Source organism: Desulfobacterales bacterium (assembly GCA_030066985.1).
In the GTDB taxonomy this organism is placed as follows: Bacteria; Desulfobacterota; Desulfobacteria; order Desulfobacterales; family JAHEIW01; genus JAHEIW01.
In genome coordinates, this window is sequence record JASJAN010000034.1 from 31,755 (window position 1) to 50,568 (window position 18,814).

An 18,814-nucleotide genomic window follows, 5' to 3' on the forward strand; every position below is an offset into this window, starting at 1 on the left:
GAAAATATAAATCTAAAGAGTCCTAAAAAATGCCAACAATCTCTCTAATATTTAAAGATAAAATTTTAGCAAATTATCAAATCAGCAAAGGTGATACCTTACTCGTCGGCCGGAACAAAATTAATGATATTGTCATAGATAACCTTGCCGTTTCGAATCAACATGCCAAAATAGAATCAGATGGGACCGGATTTTTATATGTTGACCTCAATAGTGAAAACGGCTCATTTGTGGATGACCGGCTAATCAAATCCTATTGGCTTAATGATGGTGACAAAATTTCAATCGCCAAGCATGACTTAAAATTCTCAAATCCAAAGATTGTCAAAGGAATTGAAAAACAATCAAATGCAATTAACAAAACGATGCAGATGGATACTAAAAAGTATCGAGAATTAATAAAAAAAAGTAAAGAGAAAATCGATGATGTTATTGTGTCGAACAAAAGCAATGCTAAAGAGTCCATTCAGCCGTCCTGTAAATTGACTTATTTATCTGAAAGGAAAAAAGACATAGAACTGAATGACAAGTCAGTTAGAATTGGAAAAGATCCGCAATCAGATATCCCGGTTAAAGGTTTTGCTATTGGCAAAACATCCGCAGTTATCAATAAATTGCCTGACGGCTGGTATATTAACTATGTTGAAGGGCTATCCAAACCGCGACTCAATAATAAACCGATCAAGAAATCTATTAAACTCGAGAAACTGGATATAATTTCAGTTGGTTCAACAAAACTTCAGTTTTTAATTACGTGACTAAATTATATATAGAATATCAATATTTATAATATCATTAAGACCTTGCATGCACCCAGCTTCATCGCCTCTGATCCATACCTGCCTCGTTAAACTTTTTCCTTAAAAACATTTAATACGGATATTTAATCAAGTTTAAGTTAAGCACTCTAATGTTTAATATTTTGTATCAAGGATTTTAGGAAGTTACCGATATTAATGTCAAGGCTACCCTTTTAATGGGATACAGCAGATCTATTGGAAACTTTGAGTCGGTTTCACGGATAAAGTAATGACTACGATGGCGTCATATAACTCCGATACTATAATCGGTAAGCAGATTGGAACCTCAATTATTTTAAAAGAATTGGCCAGGGGCAGTATGGCTGTTGTCTTTGTCGCTTTTCAAAAGACACTAAAACGCAGAATTGCGGTAAAAATCTTACCGAAATCATGTCTTACGAGTAAAAGTGCAGAGCTTTTTCAGAGAGAAGCAGAATCTGCTGCCATATTGTCACACCCGAATATTATTCCAATTTACGAGGTCGGTGAAACCAAGGAATTTCTTTTTTTTACCATGCAACTAATCCAGGGTTTCTCGCTGACTCAACTGTTGAACATTGCCAAAAAACAAGTATTGCCTTCTAAACGCTTAATTCCATTAAAACAGACGATTCAATTCGTTACCCAGATTCTGGATGCACTCAACTATGCGCATCAGCAGGATATCATCCATCGAGACATTAAACCGGATAATATTTTAATTGAAAAACATGGTCACCGACCCATCATCACGGATTTTGGAGTTGCCAAAGTTCTGCGCGAAGAAAAGGAAGATCATTCTATGATGCTAGGGACTCCCTTATACATGGCACCGGAGCAAATTATTGGTGAAACAAGGGGTGCGCGCAGCGATATTTACGCCATCGGCATTATGCTTTTTCAGATGTTGGTGCCGAATCTTCCCTTACCCAAGTTTGATTCACCCGATGCGCTTTTAGAATATAAATTGTTAAATAAAGAGGGTTTTTTCAAAAAAAAACCTTCCGAGCTTAATCCTTCACTAAGACAAGAACTGGATATAATTGTTGGCAAAGCAATCAAATATGAAGCTGAAAATAGGTATAATAATTGTCAGGAGTTTAAATCCGAGATCGAATGGTACCACCAAACGTATCTTTAATAGCAACACAGAGCTATCTATATTATGACAGAATCAAAATTTCCGAATAAAATTTCTGAAAGAATCGGCAGAGCTTTTGCGATTATGTATAATCGTGCATCCATGTATAAAATCGATCACCAATTCACGAAACAATCCATTCAGGAGGTTTTTGCAACCGTTTCTGAAGGCCTGAACTTTCTTTCGCCGGTATCCATTATACTTAATCGGGAAGATTTTTTTGTAGAGGAAGAACCCTTCGATAATCGGCTAAATACAGCCAGACTGGCTGCTCATTTCAAAAAATTGGGTATTCAATCAATATCATTTGAAAAAGGGGTGGCTGAGGCAGACCTGAAAAGCTTTGTTAAAATATTTGTTGATCCGACAAGTTTCCCAAAAGCATCATTAATGCAAAATGCACTGGCAGACATGTCAGTATCTAAAGTCAAAGTTAATCATGTTTTTTTAAAAAGAATGACGGCTGACGATGAAATTGTTTCAAAAGAAGATCTGAAGCAAAAGTCTAAGGATTCAGGCGACACATCTTCCGATCAAATGTTCGGTGAAGTCTTAAATATGATGACCGAAAGTACTTTGATGGAAGAGATCGAAAAAACGTTTTCTTTGAAAAACTTAATTGAAGATCCTATTAAACTTTCTAAAGATTTAATCAGTAAGGATTATGAAATAGCAAAGGACATTCAAGCACAATCCACTCAAAGTGTGCCTGTTCCGATTGATGGGCAAATTACCACTGGTGAACCTCTTGTCGAAGGTGGACCTGTTGTCTCTGGAGGACCTGTTATCGCTAATCAGATCGCACGCATCAGAGATGAAGCAATAAAAATACAAAAAAATGCTGGCGATACCAATCTTTCGGAGTTGGCTTATGCAGTCTCTGATATGCGCGATGAATTGATTAAAGGGATACAGACCCAAAAGACTTTAGGTGTGATATATGAAAATGAAGAGCAAATTATAGATGAAGCAAATGCTCTTACAGACCAGGTCCTGATTCAACTGGTAAGAAGTGAATATCAAAAAGGTGAAATATCCGTTGAACGACTGGCTCAGATAATTCGGCGAATGCTTCCCGAGCCTACTGAGCTAAAGAGGCTGCTGCCTTTACTCAAAAACGCTTTGAATGAGGAAGGCATGTCATCATCAGAATTTCTGGGCCTGTTGGATGCCCTTGGTAAAGAATTGAATGATGAAGAACTCACAAAGATTTTTCAAAAAAGTGCAGAGGAAATTGGTCTGGCCCCAGAGGATCTTATCCAAGAATTTAAAAAAGATCCTTCAAGTGCCGCTGAACTTATTTATTTGGCCGCGGAGCTTCGCAAGGGAACTGGTGATGATAAGATACTGACTGAATTGCTTGTCGACTATATCGAACGTATTGGGTCCAAGATCGTTTTGGATACGGTTAATCCAGGCGGTGATACAAATGATAATCATATCAAAAAAGTCATTGCTAATGTAGAATCTGATATCGTCAGTAGATTAGACAAAAAAGGCATAGACGATGAAGTCTTAGAGGGCGTTCAGAAAAAACTAATGGCACGTATGGAGGAGTGCTTTAATAAGCTAAAAAAAGAATGGGAACTCCAGCAAAAATCGGCTACACCCGCTGAAATTATCGGGCAAACAACGATTTTCAAAATTTTAGAAGAAAGTGTCGATGAAGGCGATGAGTTGCACCATATTTTATCACGAGTGCGAAAAGACGTTCAAAACGGTGAGATCGATGAAAATAATATTCGCCAAATATTTAAGAAAATTAAATGGATAAACAAAAAAAAGGCGACAAGGAAAAATCGCAAAGCCCTTCCGAGCGGAATTTTGACACATCAAAACACACTTTTATTCATCGAAAAAGAGATATCCCGTTCAAATCGATATGATACCCCATTTTCGGTCATCACATTTTCAATCATTAAGATAGTACCCAATCAACCGATTCCTATAGGCAAGCTCAGTGGACGGAAAATTAATCAGACCGTCATGGGTGAATTAATAAAAAGTCTAAGGAATGCGGATCTGATTGGAATTTTAACTAAAAACATTCTGGTGGTTCTTCTTCCAATGACTGAAAAAGAGAATGCCAGAATTGCATTGCGAAGGCTCACAAAGTCTCTACATGATGGACCAATTACAGTAAATGGGTTCGACTTAAAAGTCCAATTTGCCGGAGCGGTTACTTCTTTCGATGGTAATAGAACACCTGATCTGGATACCTTCCTTAAAGTTGTCGAAAATGACCACAATGAGTTGATAGTCCGTCTAAAGAATGTTCACGAATTATATTGATTATTTGGAGGCAAAAAATCTATGGGAACAATTCACCTTAACGAGCTGAAACCCGGTATGGTGTTAGCCGATGAGGTCAGAGATCTTAGTGGCAAACTCCTTTTAGGGAAAGGTAAGACAATCCAACCAGAGCATTTCAGGGTATTTAAGATCTGGGGTGTTACAGAGGTAAATATTTGTGGAGATAATGGTGACAAAAGAAATATTAAGCCTGATTATAATTCGGAACAGTACAAAAAATCAAAAGAGATAACGCAACAGGTGTTTCGCCACAACGATTGTGATCACCCTGCAATCGAAGAGATATTTCGGATATCTGTTTTGTTCAGAACTGAATACAATTCCTTCAATTCCGACTCAGATTTAAGCTTAGATCAGAACATTACTTCAGAGAATTTTGATAAAGAAAAACTTATAAAATTTGCTTTGGAAGATATAAATTTACCTGAAATGCCTTCAATAGTTATCGAGTTAAATGACGTCATCACCAATCCACGTTCAACAGCTGACGATATCGCTCAGGTTGTGCAAAAAAGCCCAAGTTTAACAGCAATGCTGCTTAAACTTGTTAATTCGACATTCTACAGTTTACAATCAAGAATAGACAAAATATCTTCGGCAGTAATCTTAATTGGCACAAAAGAGATTGCCGCGTTAGCTCTTGGCATAAGTATTCTTACCACTTTTAACAAAATCCCCAAAAAAATAGTAGATATGTTTCAGTTTTTAAAACATAGCATCGCATGTGGTATAATATCTAGGATGTTGGCCACTCAAAAGGGCATTCCTCAAACGGAACAATTCTTTGTCTCGGGGCTTTTACACGACTTAGGTCGATTAATTTTGTACAGTAATTACCCAGAAGAATCTTGTCATATTTTAGGGTTGGCGAGGAATACGAATAAATTATTGCGTGAAGTAGAAGAAGATTTTATGGGTTATGATCATGCTCATGTTGCAAAGCTTCTGATAAAACAGTGGAAACTTCCCATTTCGCTAGAAAACAATGTTTTTTATCATCACAATCCTTCCGAGGCTCCGCAGCCTATTACAGCAACACTAGTCCACTTGGCCGATATTATCACTAATGGTCTCGGGATCGGAACCAGCGGGGAGCTTTTTGCTCCTCCTTTGGATATAGATGCCTGGGACGAACTGGAGTTATCACCCACATGCTTTGATATTGCTATAAAACAGTCGATCCATCAGTTTTTTGCCTTAGAATCTATGTTGGAGAATTAGAAGCCTTTTAAAGGAACATAAAACTAAAAAAGGCAATAAGCTTTTCAAAACCCCTCTTCCCAAGACCGCTTGCTTGGAACCGCCGCATTTTTTTATAGTGATCTGATCACATACCAAAATCGTATCCGGCTGTTAAGCTTGACATCAGCCATTGATTGGCATAAAAATCGGGTTCTATTTTATGTACCCGAAACTGTCACACCGCTGGCATCATGATGAATAAACGGTATATCGGATTTCTAGCATTTGCATCGATTGTAGGAATCGTTTTACTGCTGGTGATGGGTCCAAATGATACGCAAAATCGGCCAAAGAACCAACAAACCATGCGGCCGACGGCGATGGAACGCTCACAAAATAGGCCGGTTCACTTGTATTTTGCGGATAAAGACAGCCGATATCTTATGGCTGAAAATCGTGTTCTGAAAAGTCCGCAAGATCCTGAGTTTTTTGCCAGAAGTATCATAGATGCTTTGATCAAAGGCCCACAACAGGGATTGGTGCGCACCCTTCCGGCGGCAACTGCCATCCGCGCGATTTTCGTGACACAGGAAGGCATCTGTTTTGTGGATCTTACTTTGACTGTGGCAGATTACCACCCGGGCGGCATACATTCCGAATGGCTGACAATTTATTCGATTGTCAATTCACTGGTACTGAATGTACCGCAGATTAAGGCGGTTAAAATTTTGATCAACGGCACGGAAGCTAAGACCCTTGCCGGGCATATAGATTTGCAGTTCCCGATAAAAGCGAATATGCTGTTAATAAGATGAAGACAAACGCAAAAATCGGAAATATCCGCAATATTGGTATTATCGCCCATATTGATGCCGGTAAAACGACTGTTACCGAACGGATTTTGTATTACACCGGTCGATCTCATAAAATCGGTGAAGTGCATGACGGTGAGGCCGTAATGGATTGGATGCCCGATGAACAGGAAAGAGGCATTACGATTACCTCTGCGGTGACCACCTGCCAGTGGCACAATACCGAAATTCATATTATCGATACCCCCGGGCATGTTGATTTTACAATTGAGGTTGAACGCTCTTTACGGGTTCTGGATGGGGCGATCGGCGTCTTCAGTGCCGTTGAGGGGGTGGAACCCCAATCTGAAACCGTTTGGCGACAGGCAGATAAATACCAAGTGCCCAAAATGGCATTTATTAATAAAATGGATCGCATCGGTGCTGATTTTTTGGGGACCGTCAAAATGATCGAAGAGCGCCTAAAGGCTCATCCACTGATTTTACAACTGCCGGTGGGTTCGGAGGATAACTTCAAGGCGGTTATCGATCTGGTCCACATGAAGCAGATCATGTGGGATGACGACACACTCGGTGCAGAATTTGAGGAGCAGGAGATCCCAGCGGAAATGGCAGATACAGCCGAAGAATACCGCGACAAACTGCTCGAGACGGTGGCAGAATTTGACGATGACATTATGGAAGCATATCTGGCGGAATCAGCCGTTGATACGGGCGCATTGCTCGATGCCATCCGCAAGGCCACCATTGATATGAAGCTGGTTCCGCTGTTATGCGGTGCGGCCTTAAAAAATAAAGGCATTCAGCCGCTTCTGGATGCCATTACTCAGTTTCTGCCCAGCCCGATAGACATTCCGCCGATTGAAGGGATGCATCCCGAATCCGGTCAGGCCATTCAGTGCCACCCAAAAGATACCGAACCGCTGGCGGCCCTCATCTTTAAGGTATCAATGATGGACGGCCGCAAATTATCCTATGTTCGCATCTACAGTGGCAAACTTAAGTCCGGCGGGGAGGTGTTTAATCCGGCTCGCAATGAAAAAGAAAAAATTGCTCGCATATTAAATATGCATGCGAATCGGCGGGAGCGGGTGAGCACAGCGGGTGCGGGCAGCATTGTCGGTATTGTCGGTCTAAAAGGCTCATCCACCGGAGAGACATTATGCGACCAAGATCATCCGCTATTGCTGGAGAAAATAGAGTTTTATGAACCCGTCATATCCATTGCGGTGGAACCCAAAACCCATGCAGATCAGGAAAAAATGGATACGGTTCTTGCCAAATTTATGGCGGAAGATCCGACATTGATTGTTCGCAAAGATGAAGACACCGGCCAAACGATTTTATCAGGGATGGGTGAATTGCACCTGGAGATCATTATCAGCCGGATGCTGCGTGAGTTTCACACCAATGTCAATGTCGGCAAGCCCCAAGTGGTATACCGAGAGACCATAGAAAAAGCGGCGACAGCCTCAACCATTTTTGATAAAGAAATTGCCGGGCAACGCCATTTCGCCGAAGTATCTGTCAGCATGACGCCATTGCCGCGCGGAACCGGCAACATGTTTGACGCCGCTATCTCAAGTGATATCTTGCCCGAGATGTTTATCGCAGCAGTTGAAAAAGGTGTCTGGGAATCTTTTGAAAGCGGGTCGATGATGGGATATCCGGTGGTGGATGTCGAGGTCAAACTCATCAAGGCCAATTATAAGGAATCTCTGGCAACTGAGCTGGCCTATACCGTCAGTGCCTCCATGGCCTGTAAGGACGCCATGAACTCGGGCAGTCCGTTTTTGTTGGAACCGATTATGACGGCCGAAATATTTGTGCCTGAAGCCTTTATTGGTGATGTCATCGGTGAATTGAACGCCCGGGGCGGTAAAATAGAGTCCATTGAACATAAAGGAGGGGCTCAGGTAATCAATGCAACCGTTCCGCTTTCTCAAATGTTTGGTTACTCAACCAACCTGCGCTCAGCAACCCAGGGTCGGGGCACCTTTTCGATGCAGTTCTCCCATTTTGACCGCAATTAATGCCCACCGAAACTGAACCGCAAACCTTTCCGGATAAATACCCAGTTAACCTTTTTGATTTTTAAGCTGCTTGGCCACAATTTTTTTGAGCTTTTTTACGCGCTCCTCGATAGTGGACCGCCTTTCAGCATTCTGGGTATACTTCAATGCACGCCGATATTGAACAAGGGCTGTTTTGTAATCCATCTTATGTGTATGATAGACGCCCAGGTAGTAATGGGCGTCGGCCAGGTTGCCCTGCTTGCCGAGGCTTTGTCCCAGAATGTAGTAAGCCTTGGTATAACGGGGATACTGTTCGATGACGCTTCTCAAGACAGGAGAGGCCTCATCATATAAGCCCATAGCCATATAAGTCTGACCGAGGTAAAGACTGCAATCCGCATCATCCGGCATCATATTGCGGGCAGTTTTGAGCATTTTCAAGGATTGCTCCAATTGCCCGTCTAAATAGTAAACCCGGCCGACATCTCTTAGCATATAAGGATCAAACGCGCGCTTTTGCAATGCCTTTCTGAGATGTTTGATCGCTTCGCTTCTGCGGCCGACCCGGGCCAGGATGAGTCCGTAGCGATGATGCGCCATGGGATCTTCGGGGTGTTTTTTGACCTGGGCTTCCAGATAAGTTAACACCAAATTTTCATCACCGTACTGCGCAATCAGATAGGTGTGCGCTCGCATGAAATCGTCAGGGTTCACTTGCGCCCCCGGCCGCTTGCCTTTGGGCGCACTGGCCAGTTGGGAATCCAGATAGGTGATGCGATCATCAATGGCGGGGTGCGTCCGCATATAAGTGGGAATATGTTCGGTGCTAAACCATTGTTTGGTTCGCATCTTTTTTAAAATTTTTAGCAAGCCGTTGCCGTCGTAACCGGCATCGTTCAGGTAGATCAGTCCCAGCTGATCGGCCTGTATCTCGTTGTCGCGGCTATAGGACAGTTGGGCGGCCGCACTGGCCGCCTTGCTGCCCTGAGACACCGCCTGGCCGGCCTCTGCTCCGCCGGCAGCACCAATTAAAACACCGGCGGCCATGCCTGCCAGGGTGGCCCAGCCGATTTTTCGGGACATTTCGATTTTCTGCGAAATGTGACGCGCATTCACATGGGCGATTTCATGTGCCAGAATACCTGCCAGCTCGTCCTCAGAGTCCATTGCTGCCACCAAGCCGCTGTTAATGAAGATGTAACCCGCCGGGATAGCGAATGCATTGTATGTATCAACATTGATGACATGAAATCTATATTTAAACAGAGGTTCTTCTATGACAGAAACGATCCGGTTGCCAACCTGGTTGACGTAGTCCACTATGACCGGATCGTCGATAATCTCAAAATGTCTGTAAATATACCGGACGATCGAGCGGGATATTTTCTCCTCTTCGCTGACAGTCAGACCGGAAGAAAGCTGCGTGCCCAGAGGTGCCAACAAGAAAATGGCGATGGAAAAGATGGATATGAGTTTTTGAAACATTTGATTTCTGATATGTCCGGTTAATAGGATTTGGGTATTATAGCATCTAAGTGGGTAAAAACAAGGCTCTCCGATCTATTGGCGTAAAACGAACTTGGCGCGATGGTGTACTGGCACGTTGGCGTGTTGTCATCAGATATCTGTTTTTTAACCTGCATTCCATACCGTAAATACGTTAACATACCAATATAAAATAAAAATTTAATAATTATAATCCTACCTTGTTCATTGCTGAGCAATCATTTTAAATTGACTGACGGGTTCTCAATGGCATAGTTTAAAATTCTTTTCAAACCCCGCTTTTTATGTTAGAGCATCCGGATTATGGCTAAAATCATTTGTATCGCCAACCAGAAAGGGGGCGTCGGCAAAACCACAACCGCTGTTAACTTAGCGGCAGCCTTGGCCGTTTCGGAAAAAAAAACGTTGCTTATCGACTGTGACCCGCAGGCAAATGCCACTTCAGGCCTGGGTATTGATAGATCCCGACTTGAAAAAACGCTTTATCACGGTATGTTGGGTCGGGCAGGCGCCGCGAACTTGATCGTAGATAGTGAGATTGCCACCCTGAAAGTGATTCCTTCTGATGTGGAGTTGATCGGGTTTGAGGTTGAGATGATGTCCAACCCCGACCGAGAAAAAGCCCTTAAAAATTTGATATCTGGCCTCAACCAGGCCTTTGACTACATTTTTCTCGACTGCCCCCCGTCCCTGAGCCTGTTGACAATTAATGCCCTCACAGCAGCGGATTCAGTGCTTATCCCGCTTCAGGCCGAATATTATGCCCTTGAAGGCCTGGGGCAACTTCTGAATACCGTCAATCGGATCAAGCGTAATCTAAACCCTGATTTAGACATTGCTGGAATATTATTAACCATGTTTGATAAACGTACCAATCTTGCCTACCAGGTCGCAGCAGAGGCCGAAAAATATTTTGAGGCATTGGTTTTTAAAACAATGGTTCCCCGCAACGTCCGTCTGAGCGAAGCGCCCAGTTTCGGCAAGCCCATTTTGCTTTATGATGCGACGTCAGCTGGTGCCCAGAGCTATTTTGAATTAGCCAGAGAAATACTGGAAACAAACGGTATCCCCGATTAAATTCGCGCCCAATCGGGTGTTATTGGTTATTCGTTATTGGTTTAGGGGAAAGAACGGTTTTGTTTAGATTCATTCGATAAGCATTGACAAGTCCTTGTTAAAATTGAAGGTTGCTGGGGAACAAATGCAAAAGAAAAACGACATTACAAAGTCTACCGTTGGGACCGCCAAACGCAAAAAACAGGCTCTGGGAAGAGGCTTGGGGGCACTTATCCCGGATATTGAAAAAGCAGCGGAACCTCCCAAGGATTTTTTTTACTGCGATATAGATCGGATTCAGCCCAACCGATATCAACCGCGACAGCAGTTTCCCGATGCCGAATTAGAAGATCTAAGTCGATCGATAAAGGAGCAGGGTATCCTGCAACCGCTTTTGGTCCGGGAAGAAAATGATGGGTTTGAGCTGATAGCCGGGGAAAGACGCTTGCGCGCAGCAAAAATGGCCGGTCTGACCCAGGTGCCGGTTATCATTAAGGTGATCGGTGAATCCAAATTGCTGGAATTGTCAATTGTTGAAAACATTCAACGCGCCAACTTCAATCCCATCGAGGAAGCCGAAGCCTATCATCGGCTGATATCCGAATTTCACCTCACCCAGGATGAAGCTGCAACCCGGGTGGGAAAAAGCCGCTCGGCGGTTGCTAATTTTTTGCGCTTGCGGCAGCTACCCGATGCCATTAAAACCAGCATCCAGGAAGGCGCCCTCACAATGGGTCACGCCAGAGCACTGCTGGGGGCGACAAATTCCACCCAGCAGCTGACCGCATGGCGTGCCGTCCTAAAAAAGGGCTTATCCGTCAGGGAAACCGAAGATCTCGTTCGGGTATTAAAGGATGAAAAGAAAAAGCCAAAAGTGGGCAGGAAAAGCGCTGAGAATCACTATCTGCTGACCCTGGCTGAAGATCTTTCACGCCATCTGGGTACCAAAGTCACCATTAAGCGACGCGGCTTGAAAGGTAGAGTCGAAATTGAATTTTACAGTAATGATGATCTGGACCGTCTGATCAAAAACCTGCAGCAAACCCCACGCTAGCCGCCTGCAAACATTGACGAGCTAAATGTCACTTCATATTATCATTGATGGATATAATCTTATCCGGCAATCCGCATTCCTTAGCCGTTTGGATGAACGAGACATCCTGCTGGGCCGAGAAGCGCTTGTGGATATGCTGGCCACTTACCGCAAAATTAAGTCACATCCCATAACGGTGGTTTTTGATGGTCAAAACAGTCCGAATTTCTCAGAGCAACATTACCGGCAAAAAGGGATCTCGGTGCAGTTTTCACCCCGGGGAACATCGGCTGACGATGTGATCAAACGCATGGTGCGCAAACAACGCGAAAAAGCATTGGTGGTCAGCTCGGATCGCGACATCATCAATTTCGCTGCTTCCTGCGGTGCAGCTACCATTAGTTCACCGCAATTTGAGGCTAAGGTCGACATGGCAGCCCACCTGGACCACAAAGATGGAGAGACGGATGATTTCAGTGGCTGGACCCCCACAACTAAGAAAAAAGGGCCTGCCCGCCGATTGTCAAAAAAACAGCGACGACATCGCATGAAAATTAAAAAGCTTTGAGATGAAAATCGTAATCGCCAAAACATCCGGATTTTGCATGGGCGTCCGCCGCGCGGTTGAAATGGTGCTTGATGCGCCAGAAGAGCACCAGCACCCTATTTCAACCTTTGGCCCCTTGATTCACAATCCGCAGGTTTTAGAGATTTTAGCAGAAAAAGGCATATCCGCTTATGATGAGCCCCCACCGGAGGGCTCGGGAACCATGCTCATCCGGGCCCATGGCATACCGCCCCGGACAAAAGACCAACTTCAAGAGGTGGGTTTCAAGGTGATTGATGCGACCTGCCCGCGGGTAATCAGGGTGCAGACCATCATAAAAAAGCATGCCAGGAAAGGATTTGCTTCAATCATTGTCGGAGACAGAAACCATCCGGAAGTTGTTGGTTTGCGGGGTTACGGCGGAGACAAAAGTTATGTGGTTAAAAATATAGACGAACTAAAAGCCCTGCCTGAATTTGAAAATGCGATCATTGTCGCTCAAACGACGCTGAACACTCATTTATGGCAAGCGGTTAAAAACTGGGCCACAGACAGCCATTCGCACTATAAGGTGTTTGAGACCATTTGTGACTCCACCGAGCGCCGCCAGGCAGAAGTTCAGCGATTGGCTGAATCGGTAGATGCAGTCATTGTGGTGGGTGGTCGCAGCAGTGGAAATACAAAAAGATTGGTCGACATTGCCCGTCAGGCCGGCAAGCCCGCTTTTCATATCGAAAACGAGGAAGATCTTGCCGACCTTGATCTACACAAATTGACAGACACCAGCCAGATCGGCATTACCGCCGGCGCTTCAACCCCCAACTGGGTGATTAAAAAAGTGTACCGGGCCCTGGAGGCGCTGCTTTTCAAACGCAAACAAGGCTGGCGGCGGGTGGCATTTGAAATTCAGCGGACACTGTTATTGACCAATGTGTATGTTGCCATTGGAGCCGGCGCCCTTTGCTATGCCTGTAACAAATTGCAGGGTATTTACCAGACCTTTCCCTATATTTTAATTTCCATGCTTTATGTCCAATCCATGCATATCCTTAATCACCTGACCGATACCCGTGCCGATCGATATAATGACCCCAACCGGGCCAAATTTTACGATCGCCACAAAACCCTGTTGGCCGTATTGGCAGCGCTGTCAGGCGGCATCGGTCTGGTCATCGCTTCCAGCATCGGGATATTTCCGTTTTTGGCCTTGCTGATCATGAGCATATTGGGCCTTTCATACAACCTGAAGCTGATCCCTCCGTGGCTGACAGGCGCAAAATATCGCAGAATAAGAGATATCCCTGGTTCTAAAACGCTTCTAATTGCGATGGCCTGGGGAATTGTTACGGCAGTCCTGCCACCGTTGTCGAAATTCGGCACCCTCAATTGGATGAACGTGATGGTGGCGATATGGGCCATCGGCATTGTTTTTGTCAGAACCGCATTTTTTGACATACTCGATATGCAAGGTGATCGGTTGGTGGGCAAAGAGACCATACCGATTCTCCTGGGGGAGAAACGTTCGATGCGGCTCCTTAAAATAACTTTGCTGATCCTGATGGTGGCATTGGTCTTTTTAAGCGCTGCGCAGCTGACCTCGACATTAGGGTTTGCATTGGTGCTGTGCCCAATTTTCATTACCCTGACGATATTGGCCTATGAACGGGCCCAAATGTTTCCAGGCATTCGACTCGAATTTTTACTTGAAACACAGTTTATTTTGGCCGGTGTGATTACGTATGTTTGGATGCGCATCACCTAATACCTGAAATTTGCATGCAATATTTGGGTATTCGCTATGTCAAAGATACCCTTTAGGTTCATGGGTTGAGCCCGTTAACAGTTAGCCCGTTTGCCGGATTATTAGATTTGGATGCAATCCTCATTTAACGGGCCAAACAGGCTAAATCCCGCCATTGGCGGGACAAACCGGATAGTAGAAAATTCATCTGTCAGAGGGATCTTTGCGCACTGTAAAAGGGGGTTCGGTGCCGGCCAAAAGTCTTTTAATGTTCTCGTGATGGCGCAACCATATCAGCAGCGCAAACACGCCTGCGGCGATGGTCATAACCATTGAACCGGTGTCTGCCCAAATTGCTATTGGCAGTGCAACCGCGGCGCACAATGAGCCAACGGAAACCCGCCGGGCAACCCACAGTGCGATGCAAAAAATGCCCAATGCAACCCATACTGCCGTCGGCGAAATCACGACAAAGCATCCGGCGGCGGTAGCCACCCCTTTGCCACCGCCACGAAACCTCAGATACACGGGAAAAAGATGACCTAAAAACGCGGCCAGCGCAACGGTTGCCAGATAACCGTCACCAGGTCCTTCGGCAGCACCCAAAGCGGAGCGTGCCAGCAAAACCGGCAAAGCGCCTTTTAAAACGTCTCCGATCAATGTTAAAAAACCGGGCAGGATCCCGGCCTCCCGAGTCACATTGGTGGCCCCGATGTTGCCGCTGCCTTTTCGCCGGATATCATCTCGGGCAAAAACACGGGTCAAAATCAGACCCCATGGTATGGATCCCAATAGATAGGCAAAAATGAGCAAACCGATGAAGCGGTTATTCATTATTCAATACCCTGATATGATGTAATGATAGTTTGAAAGCGCTGTCGCTAATTGCCAACGGCGTTGCAAATCGCCGCATGCTGCGTTTTGTCGCAGATGTTGTGTTTATGTGATGTCTCTGCTAATCTATATCATTCATAACAACAAGATCAACAACCGTGGCATCCGGCAGAAAAATCGACCGTGCGATCGATCATGGAACCCATTCACATACCCATTGAAGATGTGCTAGATTTGCATACGTTTCGACCCCGGGATATCCCCGACCTATTGCAGGAGTATTTTTCTGAATGTATTAAAGCGGGTATATTTTCTGTGCGCGTCATCCACGGCAAAGGCAAGGGTATTCAGAAAAGACAGGTGCATCAAATATTGGCAAAAAACCCGTCCGTCCGGCGATATTGTGACGCGCCCCCCGAGGCCGGCGGCTGGGGAGCAACATTGGTGGAGTTGCACCGCGCTGCAAAATAATTTCTATAAGCGGTGACCAAATAAAGGTTTGAGAAACGAAACATTTTTTTACAACCCACAGAGACATCACCATGTGACGCATTTGGTCGAAATTTTCGGATTATCAATCCCTCGATCATCTGAACAGAGTCAAATAAATGGAAATTGAATTTCAACGCAAAGTGGATCGGTATGTCGGCGCATTGATCTGCCGAATCTTTTCCCTTTTTCACCGCAAAAGCAAAGATGAGGATGACGGCTTTCAGCCTAAAAAGTTTCTGGTCATTTTGCTCTCCGAGATGGGAAGCCTGGTTCTGGCCTACCCCATGTTCCAGCAGATCAAACGGCGCTACCCTGGAGCTGAGCTCTACGGGCTTTTATTTGACAAAAACAAAGAGGTCTTATCGTTGCTCGATGTCACCTCGCCTGAAAAAATTATAACCATCCGCGATACATCTTTTGGGGTCTTTGCGGTCGATTGCCTGCGTGCGCTCAGCCATATTCGTAAACTGAAGCTTGATGTTGTCATCGACTGTGAACTGTTTGCCAGGATCAGCAGCCTTTTTTCATTTTTAAGCAGTGCGCGGATTCGCGTCGGATTTCATCCGCACACCCAGGAAGGCCTGTATCGCGGCAGCTTCATCAATCGACCGGTATTGTTCAATCCCTACCATCATATGTCACGCCAATTTCTCAATTTGGTCTCCGCGATTGATTCGGTCAGCACCCCGACGGTCAAGCAATCTGCGGGACACAACAATTTGAAAGCACCGGTGATCGACTTTGCACAGGCTGAAATTCAAGCCATGCAGACGCAGCTGCAGACCGATTTTAAGGCCATAACCGGAAAAAAATTGGTTTTGATTTATCCGGGCGGTGGCATATTGCCCATCCGGGCCTGGCCGCGCAATTATTACAGCCAGGTTGCGGGCGAATTGATAAAAAAAGGCTATGCCGTGGGTATTGTCGGGCTGGCAGCGGACAAGGCACTGGCAGCCACGATTTTATCCGATTGCAATCATCCGGCCTGCATCGATTTAACCGGGTATACCCGCACGGTGAAGGAATTGATGCTCATCTTTCAGTTTAGCGAACTGTTAATCACTAACGATGGTGGTCCGGGGCAGTTTGCCGCCCTGACACCGGTGCCGACCATCATATTTTACGGACCTGAAACCCCGGACCTTTATGGCCCGGCGGACGACAAGGCGACCCTGTTTTACAATCCCCTGCCCTGCTCACCCTGCCTCACAGCATATAACCATCGCAACTCCCCTTGCGATGGCGACAATCTGTGTTTAAAACAGATTCCACCGCAGCAGGTGCTCAAAAAAGCTTTGCAGATATTGGAAAAAGATTGGTCCGCCGGCGGTTAGGAAAACCAGGAGGCATTTGCAATGTCAATTTTTGCTTTGCTCGGACTCATTTTGTTGCTGCTATCGATATCTTTACTGGTGTATCAAGGGATGACGGCGTTCATGAATATGGGCGCATCCGACGAATTCAGGTTTGAAAACATCACCTTTGTCGATATCCTGGATGTATCAACCGTTAAATGGCTTGAAGGGTTTTCCTCTGTATATGTTCAAAGCGTTGCTGAGACGCTGCTGAGCATGCCTTTAGCCATTTTGCTGTTTGCCGGCGCCATTATATTTTTTTTAATTCATGCATTCACCAGCGAAAAACGGTTGCGCAAAGCATAGTGCATGCAATTTTCTGCGCAGGCCGTCAAATCTCTCGTCGCAGTTGTCAGGGCATGCGAGTCGCCTGCTTGATGACAATGGGCTCTGCCGGCACATCTCTAAAGCGGCCGCGCGTAACCGTCTGAACTTTTGAGATGCGATCGACAACATCCATTCCTTCCACCACTTGTCCAAATACCGCGTAGCCCCAGCCCTGAGAGGTTTTACCTTTGTAATTCAAAAAGTCATTGTTTTTGGTGTTAATAAAAAACTGGGCAGTGGCACTGTGCGGATTCGGTGTCCTGGCCATGGCAATGGTGCCGCGCTGGTTGAGCAATCCATTGGCGGCTTCGTTGCGAATCGCTGCCCGGGTTTCTTTTTGCTGCATATCCACCGTAAAACCACCCCCCTGAATCATGAAATTGGGGATCACGCGGTGAAATACTGTGTTGCTGTAAAATCCCGCATCCACATAAGCCAAAAAATTTTTAACGGTTTGCGGTGCCTTATTCGCATTCAGCTCAAGCACAATTTTTCCTTTGGAGGTTTCCAAGACCACTTTGGGGTTTTCATCAGCAGCAGCGGTTAAGGTCATCAGCAAAACGGCAAAACCAACAATCAATAAACGTTTCATAACACCTCCTAGCAACTTTTCCATCTGTTCAGGTTGGTATACCCAAATATAACACCTGCCGGGATCATATACCCATAAATCGATGCATTCAATTAATTTCGCGTTAAATTTAAACCTGCAAAATAGGGTTTATTCGCCAAAGGCAACAAGGTCAGCTAAACCCGCACAAATAGCAATCATGATCACTGGCTAACACAACTGGGCAGCTATTGACCTTGGGCAAACAAATGGGCGCCGTATTCAGCTGCCAACAGCTAATAAATGCTGTTTTGAGTTGACCATTAGGAAAATTTTGCACTGCAGGATAGTTGTGCAAATTAATAACTTACTGAAATTAAACAGATATTAGTTTGGCACAGTATCTGCAGACAGCAAAGATACGACAATTACACCCATAGGAGAAAGATGCTCTGCTCATGCGGATATTATTACCCATTGTCTGGTTGCTTATTTTCATCTTACCCGGATGCATCATTGCCGGTCCCGAAATCATCATGCAATTAGAAAACTTTCTACTGCTGGTGGTCAGCCTGCTGCTCAGCGCGTGTATCACCGTCCCGCTTAGGACTGTCAAAATCCTTCGTAAAATCTTCAACGCGGTTTTCAAGCAGAAGGAGATCATTAATGATCGGTTGATAAGTGATTACGCTATTTCAAGCAAACGGCACTAGTCCAATTTCGAACATGATTTTCAATCGATAAAATCTTAAGCAACTGAAATTATATAAAAAATATTTTTAATCCGTTTCTGCAAACTCATTGCGGATACGACAATTCAATCCATAGGAGGACAATTCTGTGATCAAGAAATTGCTTCTACCACTCATCCTGTTGTTTTTTGTCACCCTGTCTACAAACATCGTCGAGAATGCCTCGATCATTATAAATCTTAAAAGTGGGTTGCTGGTGGCCTTCGGCATGCTGTTAAGTGCGTTTATTGCCGTAACGTTTAAAACCCTCAAGGACCTTTTCACAAGCCTCGGGGCGTATATTCAGCAGAAACAGGCCATGAATGAAAACCTGATCAGCGATTACCTGATTCGTGGTAAATCATAATGGGGCATTGGCGGGCCTTAACTTGAATGGATA

Annotated in this window: 18 protein-coding genes; 15 read left to right on the top strand and 3 right to left on the bottom strand. The window is 44.8% G+C overall.

Annotation, left to right across the window (positions count from 1 at the left end):
• The first annotated feature begins 29 nt into the window (after window positions 1-29).
• From QNJ26_16790 to fusA, 6 genes are all read left to right on the top strand, one after another.
• Complete coding sequence (locus QNJ26_16790; GenBank protein MDJ0987199.1) at window positions 30-758, top strand: FHA domain-containing protein; 729 nt, start codon at window positions 30-32, stop codon at window positions 756-758.
• A 271-nt stretch (window positions 759-1,029) separates the two neighbouring features.
• Entirely contained in the window at window positions 1,030-1,920 is an 891-nt protein-coding gene (locus tag QNJ26_16795; protein MDJ0987200.1) for a serine/threonine-protein kinase, read from the top strand.
• Between the two features lie 24 nt (window positions 1,921-1,944).
• The gene (locus QNJ26_16800) at window positions 1,945-4,212 is read left to right on the top strand and encodes a hypothetical protein (protein MDJ0987201.1); all 2,268 of its coding nucleotides are present in this window, start codon (window positions 1,945-1,947) and stop codon (window positions 4,210-4,212) included.
• 21 nt (window positions 4,213-4,233) lie between these two features.
• Window positions 4,234-5,454 carry an HDOD domain-containing protein gene (locus QNJ26_16805; GenBank protein MDJ0987202.1) on the top strand — a complete coding sequence of 407 codons (1,221 nt, stop codon included), beginning with the start codon at window positions 4,234-4,236 and terminating at the stop codon, window positions 5,452-5,454.
• A 341-nt stretch (window positions 5,455-5,795) separates the two neighbouring features.
• Entirely contained in the window at window positions 5,796-6,230 is a 435-nt protein-coding gene (locus tag QNJ26_16810; GenBank protein ID MDJ0987203.1) for a GerMN domain-containing protein, read from the top strand.
• Window positions 6,227-8,260 (top strand): elongation factor G, encoded by a 2,034-nt coding sequence (gene fusA, locus QNJ26_16815; protein ID MDJ0987204.1) that lies wholly within the window; start codon window positions 6,227-6,229, stop codon window positions 8,258-8,260. The genes QNJ26_16810 and fusA overlap by 4 nt, the downstream gene beginning before the upstream one ends.
• A 45-nt stretch (window positions 8,261-8,305) precedes the next feature.
• On the opposite strand, the gene QNJ26_16820 is transcribed toward fusA, so the two are convergent.
• A complete protein-coding gene (locus QNJ26_16820) occupies window positions 8,306-9,727 on the bottom strand; it encodes a M48 family metalloprotease (protein MDJ0987205.1) in 1,422 nt (473 codons plus the stop codon).
• Window positions 9,728-10,051: 324 nt separating this feature from the next.
• On the opposite strand from QNJ26_16820, the gene QNJ26_16825 reads away from it, so the two are divergent.
• The 4 genes from QNJ26_16825 to ispH all read left to right on the top strand — a co-directional run bounded on the left by QNJ26_16825 (window position 10,052) and on the right by ispH (window position 14,146).
• The gene (locus tag QNJ26_16825; protein ID MDJ0987206.1) at window positions 10,052-10,825 is read left to right on the top strand and encodes an AAA family ATPase; all 774 of its coding nucleotides are present in this window, start codon (window positions 10,052-10,054) and stop codon (window positions 10,823-10,825) included.
• A gap of 124 nt (window positions 10,826-10,949) precedes the next feature.
• Window positions 10,950-11,858, top strand: coding sequence for a ParB/RepB/Spo0J family partition protein (locus tag QNJ26_16830; GenBank protein ID MDJ0987207.1), 909 nt, complete (start codon window positions 10,950-10,952; stop codon window positions 11,856-11,858).
• Between the two features lie 25 nt (window positions 11,859-11,883).
• Window positions 11,884-12,405 carry an NYN domain-containing protein gene (locus tag QNJ26_16835; protein ID MDJ0987208.1) on the top strand — a complete coding sequence of 174 codons (522 nt, stop codon included), beginning with the start codon at window positions 11,884-11,886 and terminating at the stop codon, window positions 12,403-12,405.
• A gap of 1 nt (window position 12,406) precedes the next feature.
• Entirely contained in the window at window positions 12,407-14,146 is a 1,740-nt protein-coding gene (gene ispH / locus QNJ26_16840; protein ID MDJ0987209.1) for a 4-hydroxy-3-methylbut-2-enyl diphosphate reductase, read from the top strand.
• Window positions 14,147-14,329: 183 nt separating this feature from the next.
• Here the strand turns inward: ispH and plsY are convergent, their stop codons facing one another.
• Window positions 14,330-14,959, bottom strand: coding sequence for a glycerol-3-phosphate 1-O-acyltransferase PlsY (gene plsY, locus QNJ26_16845; protein ID MDJ0987210.1), 630 nt, complete (start codon window positions 14,957-14,959; stop codon window positions 14,330-14,332).
• Window positions 14,960-15,154: 195 nt separating this feature from the next.
• Here plsY and QNJ26_16850 point away from each other — a divergent pair, with 195 nt between their 5' ends.
• The 3 genes from QNJ26_16850 (at window position 15,155) to QNJ26_16860 (ending at window position 17,112) form a co-directional block, all read left to right on the top strand.
• Window positions 15,155-15,430, top strand: coding sequence for a Smr/MutS family protein (locus QNJ26_16850; protein ID MDJ0987211.1), 276 nt, complete (start codon window positions 15,155-15,157; stop codon window positions 15,428-15,430).
• Between the two features lie 137 nt (window positions 15,431-15,567).
• Window positions 15,568-16,785 carry a glycosyltransferase family 9 protein gene (locus QNJ26_16855; GenBank protein MDJ0987212.1) on the top strand — a complete coding sequence of 406 codons (1,218 nt, stop codon included), beginning with the start codon at window positions 15,568-15,570 and terminating at the stop codon, window positions 16,783-16,785.
• A gap of 21 nt (window positions 16,786-16,806) precedes the next feature.
• Window positions 16,807-17,112 carry a hypothetical protein gene (locus QNJ26_16860; protein ID MDJ0987213.1) on the top strand — a complete coding sequence of 102 codons (306 nt, stop codon included), beginning with the start codon at window positions 16,807-16,809 and terminating at the stop codon, window positions 17,110-17,112.
• Window positions 17,113-17,158: 46 nt separating this feature from the next.
• Here QNJ26_16860 and QNJ26_16865 read toward each other — a convergent pair whose 3' ends face one another.
• Complete coding sequence (locus QNJ26_16865; protein MDJ0987214.1) at window positions 17,159-17,725, bottom strand: peptidylprolyl isomerase; 567 nt, start codon at window positions 17,723-17,725, stop codon at window positions 17,159-17,161.
• Window positions 17,726-18,141: 416 nt separating this feature from the next.
• Between QNJ26_16865 and QNJ26_16870 the strand changes: the two genes are divergently transcribed.
• Both QNJ26_16870 and QNJ26_16875 read left to right on the top strand, forming a co-directional pair.
• Window positions 18,142-18,396, top strand: a complete 255-nt coding sequence (locus QNJ26_16870; protein ID MDJ0987215.1) for a hypothetical protein — start codon at window positions 18,142-18,144, stop codon at window positions 18,394-18,396.
• Between the two features lie 127 nt (window positions 18,397-18,523).
• Complete coding sequence (locus QNJ26_16875; protein MDJ0987216.1) at window positions 18,524-18,781, top strand: hypothetical protein; 258 nt, start codon at window positions 18,524-18,526, stop codon at window positions 18,779-18,781.
• Window positions 18,782-18,814: the final 33 nt, after the last annotated feature.

Excerpts from the sequence above, each read along its gene's own strand:
- QNJ26_16855 (MDJ0987212.1), top strand. The coding sequence starts at position 15,568 with ATGGAAATTGAATTTCAACGCAAAGTGGATCGGTATGTCGGCGCATTG.
- QNJ26_16810 (MDJ0987203.1), top strand. The coding sequence starts at position 5,796 with ATGGAACGCTCACAAAATAGGCCGGTTCACTTGTATTTTGCGGATAAA.
- QNJ26_16830 (MDJ0987207.1), top strand. The coding sequence starts at position 10,950 with ATGCAAAAGAAAAACGACATTACAAAGTCTACCGTTGGGACCGCCAAA.
- QNJ26_16800 (MDJ0987201.1), top strand. The coding sequence starts at position 1,945 with ATGACAGAATCAAAATTTCCGAATAAAATTTCTGAAAGAATCGGCAGA.
- QNJ26_16865 (MDJ0987214.1), bottom strand. The coding sequence starts at position 17,725 with ATGAAACGTTTATTGATTGTTGGTTTTGCCGTTTTGCTGATGACCTTA.
- QNJ26_16825 (MDJ0987206.1), top strand. The coding sequence starts at position 10,052 with ATGGCTAAAATCATTTGTATCGCCAACCAGAAAGGGGGCGTCGGCAAA.
- QNJ26_16860 (MDJ0987213.1), top strand. The coding sequence starts at position 16,807 with ATGTCAATTTTTGCTTTGCTCGGACTCATTTTGTTGCTGCTATCGATA.
- QNJ26_16820 (MDJ0987205.1), bottom strand. The coding sequence starts at position 9,727 with ATGTTTCAAAAACTCATATCCATCTTTTCCATCGCCATTTTCTTGTTG.
- QNJ26_16870 (MDJ0987215.1), top strand. The coding sequence starts at position 18,142 with ATGCGGATATTATTACCCATTGTCTGGTTGCTTATTTTCATCTTACCC.
- plsY (MDJ0987210.1), bottom strand. The coding sequence starts at position 14,959 with ATGAATAACCGCTTCATCGGTTTGCTCATTTTTGCCTATCTATTGGGA.
- fusA (MDJ0987204.1), top strand. The coding sequence starts at position 6,227 with ATGAAGACAAACGCAAAAATCGGAAATATCCGCAATATTGGTATTATC.
- QNJ26_16790 (MDJ0987199.1), top strand. The coding sequence starts at position 30 with ATGCCAACAATCTCTCTAATATTTAAAGATAAAATTTTAGCAAATTAT.
- QNJ26_16850 (MDJ0987211.1), top strand. The coding sequence starts at position 15,155 with ATGGAACCCATTCACATACCCATTGAAGATGTGCTAGATTTGCATACG.
- ispH (MDJ0987209.1), top strand. The coding sequence starts at position 12,407 with ATGAAAATCGTAATCGCCAAAACATCCGGATTTTGCATGGGCGTCCGC.
- QNJ26_16795 (MDJ0987200.1), top strand. The coding sequence starts at position 1,030 with ATGACTACGATGGCGTCATATAACTCCGATACTATAATCGGTAAGCAG.
- QNJ26_16835 (MDJ0987208.1), top strand. The coding sequence starts at position 11,884 with ATGTCACTTCATATTATCATTGATGGATATAATCTTATCCGGCAATCC.
- QNJ26_16805 (MDJ0987202.1), top strand. The coding sequence starts at position 4,234 with ATGGGAACAATTCACCTTAACGAGCTGAAACCCGGTATGGTGTTAGCC.